The organism is Streptomyces sp. NPDC002785, assembly GCF_040295565.1.
In the GTDB taxonomy this organism is placed as follows: domain Bacteria; phylum Actinomycetota; class Actinomycetes; order Streptomycetales; family Streptomycetaceae; genus Streptomyces.
Window position 1 is genome coordinate 1 of the sequence record NZ_JBEOVN010000289.1, and the last position, 7,009, is coordinate 7,009.

Here is a 7,009-nt window from a genome sequence, read left to right on the forward strand (position 1 = left end):
CGGGCTTTGAGAGCCCGTCCGGCGGCTGAGGACAAAGTGCCCACCGGGCGCCCCAGTACGCGCACCCCTCAGAAGAACACCGACCTCCGCTGCACCAACAACTTGTACAGCGTGTGCTGAATCTGCTCCCGCACCTGATCCGTCAGATTGAACATCAGCATCGGATCCTCCGCCGCCTCCACCGGATACCCGCTCGTGGAAATCGGCTCCCCGAACTGAATCGTCCACTTCGTCGGCAACGGCACCGCCCCGAGCGGCCCCAGCCAGGGAAACGTCGGCGTGATCGGGAAGTACGGAAACCCCAGCAGCCGCGCCAGCGTCTTCGAGTTGCCGATCATCGGGTAGATCTCCTCCGCCCCCACGATCGAGCACGGAACGATCGGCACCCCGGCCCTCAGCGCCGTGGACACAAAGCCGCCCCGCCCGAAGCGCTGCAGCTTGTACCGCTCGCCGAACGGCTTGCCGATGCCCTTGAAGCCCTCCGGCATCACCCCGACGACCTCGCCCCGCCGCAGCAGCCGCTCCGCGTCCTCCGCACAGGCCAGCGTGTGCCCGGCCTTGCGGGCAAGCTCGTTGACCACCGGCAGCACGAAGACGAGGTCGGCGGCGAGCAGCCGCAGATGCCGCCCCGCCGGATGGTTGTCGTGCACGGCGACCTGGAGCATCAGCCCGTCGAGCGGCAATGTCCCCGAGTGGTTGGACACGATGAGCGCCCCGCCGTCGGACGGGATGTTCTCGATGCCCTTCACCTCGACCCGGAAGTACTTCTCGTACATCGGCCGCAGCGTCGACATCAGGACCTGATCGGTCAGCTCCTTGTCGTACCCGAACTCGTCGACGTCGTACTCACCGGTGACCCGCCGCCGCAGGAACGCGAGCCCGCCGGCGATCCGTCGGTCCCAGCCACCGCGCTCGGCCCCCTCCCGGGGCTGCCCGGCCGGCTGGGGCTCCTCCTGCGGCAGCGAGGCGTCCTGCTGCCCCGGAAGGGCGCTGACGGCCGCCGTCCCGACCACAGCGGCTGCCGAGGGCCCTTGGCCCCGGCGTCGCGCAGAGCGCGGTGAGCCGCCCGACCGCGAACGGTCGTCGTCGAACGGAATGACCTTGGCATCCGCCATCGTCGATGCGCTCCTCTACCTGGCGCTGGGGGTCGGGTGCGTGCCGCCCGCCCCGGTGATCCCCGGAACATCGCCGACCGCCCCGGTGAACGGCATGCCGGCCAGTCGGTCGACCGCCCTGCCCACCGCCTCCGGCGGTAGCAGTCCCGGCCCCTGACTACGCGCGAACTCGGCGAACGTCTCCGCGGTACTGAACCGCGGGTGGAAACCCAGGGTCTCGCGCATCTGGACCGTGGAGACCACCCGGCCGTGGGTGAGCAGCCGGATCTGTTCCGGCGAGAAGTCCGTCATGCCGACCGTACGCAGCGCCTGGCCGACCCAGGTGACGGCGGGCAGCAGCAGCGGCATCGTCGGCCGCCCCAGCCGCCGCGAGCACTGCGAGAGCAGCAGCACGCCGTCCCCGGCGATGTTGAAGGTGCCGCTGTTCAGCGTCCCGCGTCTTGGCTCGCGCGAGGCGATTCCCAGTACGTCGACGACATCGTCCTCGTGCACGAACTGGAGCCTCGGGTCGTATCCGAACACCGTCGGCAGTACGGGCAGCGACAGATAGTCGGCGAGCGGCGAATCCGCCTTCGGCCCCAGGATGTTCGCGAACCTGAGCACACACACGGCGACGTCCGGCCGACGGCGCGCGAAGCCCCGTACGTACCCCTCGACCTCCACCACGTCCTTGGCGAAACCCCCGCTCGGCAGGGACTTGGGCGGGGTGGTCTCGGTGAAGACCGCAGGATCGCGGGGCGCGGAGCCGTACACATTCGTACTGGACTTGATCACCAGCCGCCGCACACTCGGCGCCTTCTGGCAGGCACCGAGCAGCTGCATCGTACCGATGACGTTGGTCTCCTTGACCATCGTCCGGCCACCCGTGCCGACCGCCTTGGCGGAGACGTCCAGATGGACGACCGTGTCGACGGAATGCTCGGCGAGAACTCTGGCGATCGCGGGCTGGCGGATGTCCGCGCGGACGAAGTCGGCGTCGCCCAACTGATGTCCGGGCGCGACCGCGTCAACGGCGATCACCCGGTCCACTTCCGGATCCCGCTGGATGCGCCGCACGAAGCGGCCGCCCAGCTGCCGGGCCGCTCCCGTGACCAGCACGACCTTCCCCAAGATCAGCGCCTTCCGTCGAAAGGTTTCCCCTGGCCGTCACCGTAGCGGGTGGATGTTGCCCCGCGATGACCGCACGGCGGCCTTCCATCAAGTCTTTGGCCCGAATGCGCGTACGTGCCGCCCACCACGCACCGCAGCCCTCCCGCCATGTCGGCGGAAGGGCTGCGGATTCACGAACTGCGTTCGCCTACTTCTTGTTGCGACGCTGAACGCGCGTGCGCTTGAGCAGCTTGCGGTGCTTCTTCTTGGCCATCCGCTTGCGCCGCTTCTTGATAACAGAGCCCACGACTACCCTCGCTCACTTCTTCTTCACTGGTGCGGGGCGTCTGGGCCCACACGACCTACGTCGGCCTAGCCTACCCGCCACCGCGTGAGGGGCGTAATCCGAGGTGAACCTCAGGCGGACTCCACCCCCACAAAGGACTCGCGGAGATACTCGTGAATCGCTTGCTCCGGAACCCGGAAGGACCTCCCCACCCGGATCGCCGGCAGATGACCGCTGTGCACCAAGCGGTACACGGTCATCTTCGACACCCTCATGACCGAGGCGACTTCCGCCACAGTCAGAAACTTGACCTCGTTGAGAGGCCTCTCGCTGCCAGCAGCCATGACCCACCTGTACCTTCCGCACGAGACGCGCACCGGCTTCCCCTCCGGTGACTCTTCGTCGCTGTGCGCTCACTCACCAGATTAGGGGCGTGTGATGCGAGTGGGGAAGAGGAGAGACGATCGGCCGCCTACTGTGACAGACACGCCCGATTGAGTACATAGCGAGTGAGCGGCCGGTAGTAGGCGGACCGCACGGCGTCGTCGAGCGGAACGGCGACCGACACCCGCCCCTCGGCCTCCCCGACGAACAGCGCCGGATCGTCCGTATCCGCAAGACCGATCGCCTCGATGCCCAGCTGACCTGCCCCGCAGACCCACCCGTGGTCCCCGACGACCAGCTCCGGCAGCCGCCCGCGACCTTCCGCGACCGCCTCCAGGGCGACCCGGACCGGCAACGGTGAATGGGTATGTGCGCCGGTGGCACCACCGGGAGCCCGCACGCCAGGTTCGCGCACCATCGCGACACCTCGTACGTAGTCGAGGCTGTACGTGCGTACGCCGAACCGGGTCGTTATGTCGATACATCGCCCCTGCGCGGGGGTGAGTACGGGGCACCCGGCCGCCGACATGGCGTCTGCCAACTCTGCGTAGAAACCGAGCAGCCGGTGCGGATGACCGGTCCCGAACAGCACCGGCGCCCGCCGGGCCGCGGCATACGACAGCCGCACGGCGAAGGCGTCCAGACGTGCCAGGGTCAGCTCCGGATCGATCACATCAGGGCCCGAGACATGAGCAGGATCGTCCGAGACCCCGCACTTTTCGGCCATGAGACGAAGAAGATCGGGCTCTTTCCAGCCCCATTCGGGGGCGAGGCCGAGCATCACCCGCGGGTCGCGGGCCGCGAAGAGCCGATAGCTCCGCAGACTCACTTCCCTCGGTGTGGCCACGGGCCCGGCCAGCCGGGCCGCCAGCAGATGCGCACGCAGCGCTCCGGTGCTCAACACCCCACCGATGCTCCCCCAATCACCCGGACGGGGGGCCAGAAGCCCGGTTGCGCCCCACGGTTGGCGTAACCATTCCCCGCCATCGCACAAAATCGGCCGCACCGCGACCGCACCGCCCGCCTCAGGCCAGCAGCCCCCGCAACGGGAACGCCGCCCGCCTGGTCGCCAGCACCGCCTGATCCAGCCGGTCCGCGGGGTCGTACCCCTCCTCCCACGACTTCCAGGAAGGCGTACGCCCGTCCGTCATCCGGGCCGGCCCCAGCTGCCGCGTCCGGGCATAGACCTCGTCCCGCCACGAGGACGGAATCACCGACTCCGGGTCCACCGGCGCATGCGCGGCGATCCCCACCAGATGAGTCCAGGACCGCGGCACCACATCGACCACCGCGTAGCCGCCTCCGCCCAGCGCCACCCAGCGCCCGCCATCCACGTACGCATGGGCGAGATCGTGACAGGCCGCCATCACCGCCCGCTGCGCGTCCAGCGACACCACGAGATGAGCGAGGGGATCCTCGAAATGCGTATCGGCCCCGTGCTGACTCACCAGCACCTGCGGCCGGAAGTCCGCCAGCAGTTCCGGCACCACCGCATGGAACGCCCGCAGCCACCCCGCGTCCCCCGTACCGGCCGGCAGCGCCACATTCACCGCACTGCCCTCACCCGCCCCGGAGCCGGTCTCCTCCGGCCAGCCGGTCTGCGGGAAAAGCGTGCGCGGGTGCTCGTGCAACGACACGGTCAGGACCCGCGGATCCTCCCAGAAGGCCGCCTGCACCCCGTCCCCGTGGTGCACATCCACATCGATGTACGCGACCCGCTCGGCACCCATCTCCAGCAGCCGCGCGATGGCGAGCGCCGGATCGTTGTAGATGCAGAACCCCGACGCACCGCCCGGCATGGCGTGATGCAGCCCGCCCGCGAAGTTCACGGCATGCGCGGTGTCGCCGCGCCAGACCGCCTCGGCCGCCGCCACCGACTGCCCGGCGATCAGCGCCGACACCTCGTGCATCCCCGCGAACGCGGGATCGTCCACCGTCCCGAGACCGTAGTTCTGATCGGCGTGCTTCGGATCCGCCGAGGCGGCGCGCACGGCGGCCACATAGTCCTCACGGTGCACCAGTCGCAGCGTGGACTCCCCGACGGGTTTGGCCGCCACCACATCCACCGCACCGTCCAGCCCGAACGCCCGCACCAGCCCCATCGTCAGCGCGAGTCTGACGGGATCCATCGGATGACTTTCCCCGAAGTCGTATCCCGTTACTGCGTCATCCCACATCAACTGTGTGCGGCCGGTCATGCCCGCCACCGTATCGGGCAGGCTCCGCACCGAACGATTTGGCGTACACGAGCGTCGCAAGCACCAACACCATCGGCACGAGCATCGCCCCCCGGTAGCTCCAGGCGTCCCCGAGCGCCCCCACCAGCGGCGACCCCACCAGAAATCCCACGTAGTTGAAGACATTCAGCCGCGCGACGGCCGTATCACTCGCCCCGGGGAACATCCGCCCGGCAGCGGCGAACGTCTGCGGCACGATCACACACAGCCCGAGCCCCAGCAAGGTGAACCCGAGCATCCCGACCCACGCCCCACCGGCCACCGCCACCACGCCGAACCCGGTGGCAGCCAGCACACTCCCGAACCGCACCACGGCCACAGCCCCGAACCGTCGCACCCCGAAGTCCCCGACAGCCCGCCCCAACAGCGTCGTCACCATGTAGACGTTGTACGGAACGGTCGAGAGCTGCTCCGAGCTCCCCAGCACGTCCTGCAGATACTTGGCACTCCAGTTGGAGACCGTCGAGTCCCCGATGTACGCGAAGCTCATCACCAGACAGAGCGGCATCAGCAACGTGAAGGAGACGGAGGTGGCCCCCTTACCCTGCGCCTCCCCCGGACCCTGCTCCACCGACGCGCCGTCGACGTACCACCGGCTCCCGATGAACGCGACGGGCAGCAGCACGGCAACCGTCGGCAGGTACGAGACCAGCAGCGACAGATCCCAGTGCGCCCCGGCCCACGCCATGGACGCCCCGGCGATCCCGCCCAGGCTGTACGCGGCATGGAACCCGAGCATGATGGAACGCCCGTACGCCCGCTGAAGACTGACCCCCATCATGTTCATGGAGGCATCGAGCGCCCCGACGGCAAGCCCGAACACTCCGAGCGCCAGGGCCGCCTCCCACAATGCGCTCCCGGCCCCGACACCGAGCAGCGCCAGCAACACGACGGGTTGTGCCCACCTCAGTACGCTCCCGGGCCGCATCCGCGCGACCACCTTCTCGGTGACCACGCTGCCTGCCCCGGCCAGGATGGGCACCGCGGCCAGGAACACCGGCAACAGCCCGTTGGATATCCCGTACCGGTCCTGGATGGCGGGAATCCGCGTCACGAGCAGCGCAAAGGTGACTCCCTGCACGAAGAAGCTCAACGCGAGGGAGGCCCTGCCGTGCCGCACACGAGCATCTGTCATGGCCGCGAGCGTAGGGCCAGTCTCTACCCATGGGTAGGTGGATCAGGCGAGCAATTCCCGCAGTTGACTCATGTCGGAGAAGTGCCCGGTCACCCCGGTGAGCCGGTCCGCCGGCATCATCGAGGTAAACCCGTACACATCCATCTCCGCGGCCCTGGCCGCCTCCACTCCGAGCGAACTGTCTTCGATGACGACACACCGCTCGGGAGGTACGCCCATCCGTTCGGCGGCATGCAGGTACAGATCGGGCGCCGGCTTTCCCTGCCCCACATCCTCCGCGCTGAAGATCCACTCCTCCTCGAACCACTGGTCGAGCCCGGTCTTGCGGTGTCCGACTCTGATCCGCTCGTGGTTGCTGGAGGACGCGACGCAGTAGGCCACCCCATCGGCGACAAGCTTCCCCAGCACATCGTCGACACCCGCCACCGGCTCCAGCTCCTGCTGGAACGCAGCGAAGATCCGTGAGTGAAGCGTCTCGTCGAAGTCCGCGGGCAGCTTCTCCCCGGTCCTCTCCTCGACGAGATCGTGCACCCGGTGCACGGCAGCCCCCATGTAGTCGCGAAGACACTCCTGGTACGAGGTGGGATGACCGAGCTCCGTGAGGTACTCGGCCAGGATGGTGTTGGAGATCGGCTCGCTGTCCACGAGCACACCGTCGTTGTCGAAGATGACCAGTTCGTAGCGCATGGTTCGAGCCTAGACGCTCAGAACGCAGGAAAGCCCCGTGCCACAAGGGCACGGGGCTTTCCTTAAAAGGAGTTCG

At 68.3% G+C, this 7,009-nt stretch carries 8 protein-coding genes; all 8 read right to left on the reverse strand.

Annotation, left to right across the window (positions count from 1 at the left end; genetic code table 11):
* Positions 1-68 precede the first annotated feature (68 nt).
* A complete protein-coding gene (locus tag ABTZ94_RS35300; RefSeq protein WP_351207176.1) occupies positions 69-1,115 on the reverse strand; it encodes a lysophospholipid acyltransferase family protein in 1,047 nt (348 codons plus the stop codon).
* Positions 1,116-1,130: 15 nt separating this feature from the next.
* Positions 1,131-2,225: an NAD-dependent epimerase/dehydratase family protein gene (locus ABTZ94_RS35305; RefSeq protein ID WP_351207178.1), complete on the reverse strand. Its 1,095-nt coding sequence runs from the start codon at positions 2,223-2,225 to the stop codon at positions 1,131-1,133.
* 187 nt (positions 2,226-2,412) lie between these two features.
* A complete protein-coding gene (locus tag ABTZ94_RS35310; RefSeq protein WP_003948845.1) occupies positions 2,413-2,511 on the reverse strand; it encodes a 30S ribosomal protein bS22 in 99 nt (32 codons plus the stop codon).
* Between the two features lie 110 nt (positions 2,512-2,621).
* Positions 2,622-2,834, reverse strand: a complete 213-nt coding sequence (locus tag ABTZ94_RS35315) for a helix-turn-helix domain-containing protein (RefSeq protein ID WP_351207180.1) — start codon at positions 2,832-2,834, stop codon at positions 2,622-2,624.
* Between the two features lie 128 nt (positions 2,835-2,962).
* A complete protein-coding gene (locus ABTZ94_RS35320; RefSeq protein ID WP_351207182.1) occupies positions 2,963-3,778 on the reverse strand; it encodes a phosphatase in 816 nt (271 codons plus the stop codon).
* Between the two features lie 121 nt (positions 3,779-3,899).
* Complete coding sequence (locus tag ABTZ94_RS35325; protein ID WP_351207184.1) at positions 3,900-5,072, reverse strand: acetoin utilization protein AcuC; 1,173 nt, start codon at positions 5,070-5,072, stop codon at positions 3,900-3,902.
* Positions 5,041-6,246, reverse strand: coding sequence for an MFS transporter (locus ABTZ94_RS35330; RefSeq protein ID WP_351207186.1), 1,206 nt, complete (start codon positions 6,244-6,246; stop codon positions 5,041-5,043). The genes ABTZ94_RS35325 and ABTZ94_RS35330 overlap by 32 nt, the downstream gene beginning before the upstream one ends.
* Positions 6,247-6,288: 42 nt before the next feature.
* Complete coding sequence (locus ABTZ94_RS35335; protein ID WP_351207188.1) at positions 6,289-6,933, reverse strand: HAD family hydrolase; 645 nt, start codon at positions 6,931-6,933, stop codon at positions 6,289-6,291.
* Positions 6,934-7,009 lie beyond the last annotated feature (76 nt).

Bases quoted from the DNA above. Each gene is read 5' to 3' on its own strand.
- ABTZ94_RS35300 (WP_351207176.1), bottom strand. From the start codon at position 1,115: ATGGCGGATGCCAAGGTCATTCCGTTCGACGACGACCGTTCGCGGTCG.
- ABTZ94_RS35315 (WP_351207180.1), bottom strand. From the start codon at position 2,834: ATGGCTGCTGGCAGCGAGAGGCCTCTCAACGAGGTCAAGTTTCTGACT.
- ABTZ94_RS35325 (WP_351207184.1), bottom strand. From the start codon at position 5,072: ATGACCGGCCGCACACAGTTGATGTGGGATGACGCAGTAACGGGATAC.
- ABTZ94_RS35330 (WP_351207186.1), bottom strand. From the start codon at position 6,246: ATGACAGATGCTCGTGTGCGGCACGGCAGGGCCTCCCTCGCGTTGAGC.
- ABTZ94_RS35335 (WP_351207188.1), bottom strand. From the start codon at position 6,933: ATGCGCTACGAACTGGTCATCTTCGACAACGACGGTGTGCTCGTGGAC.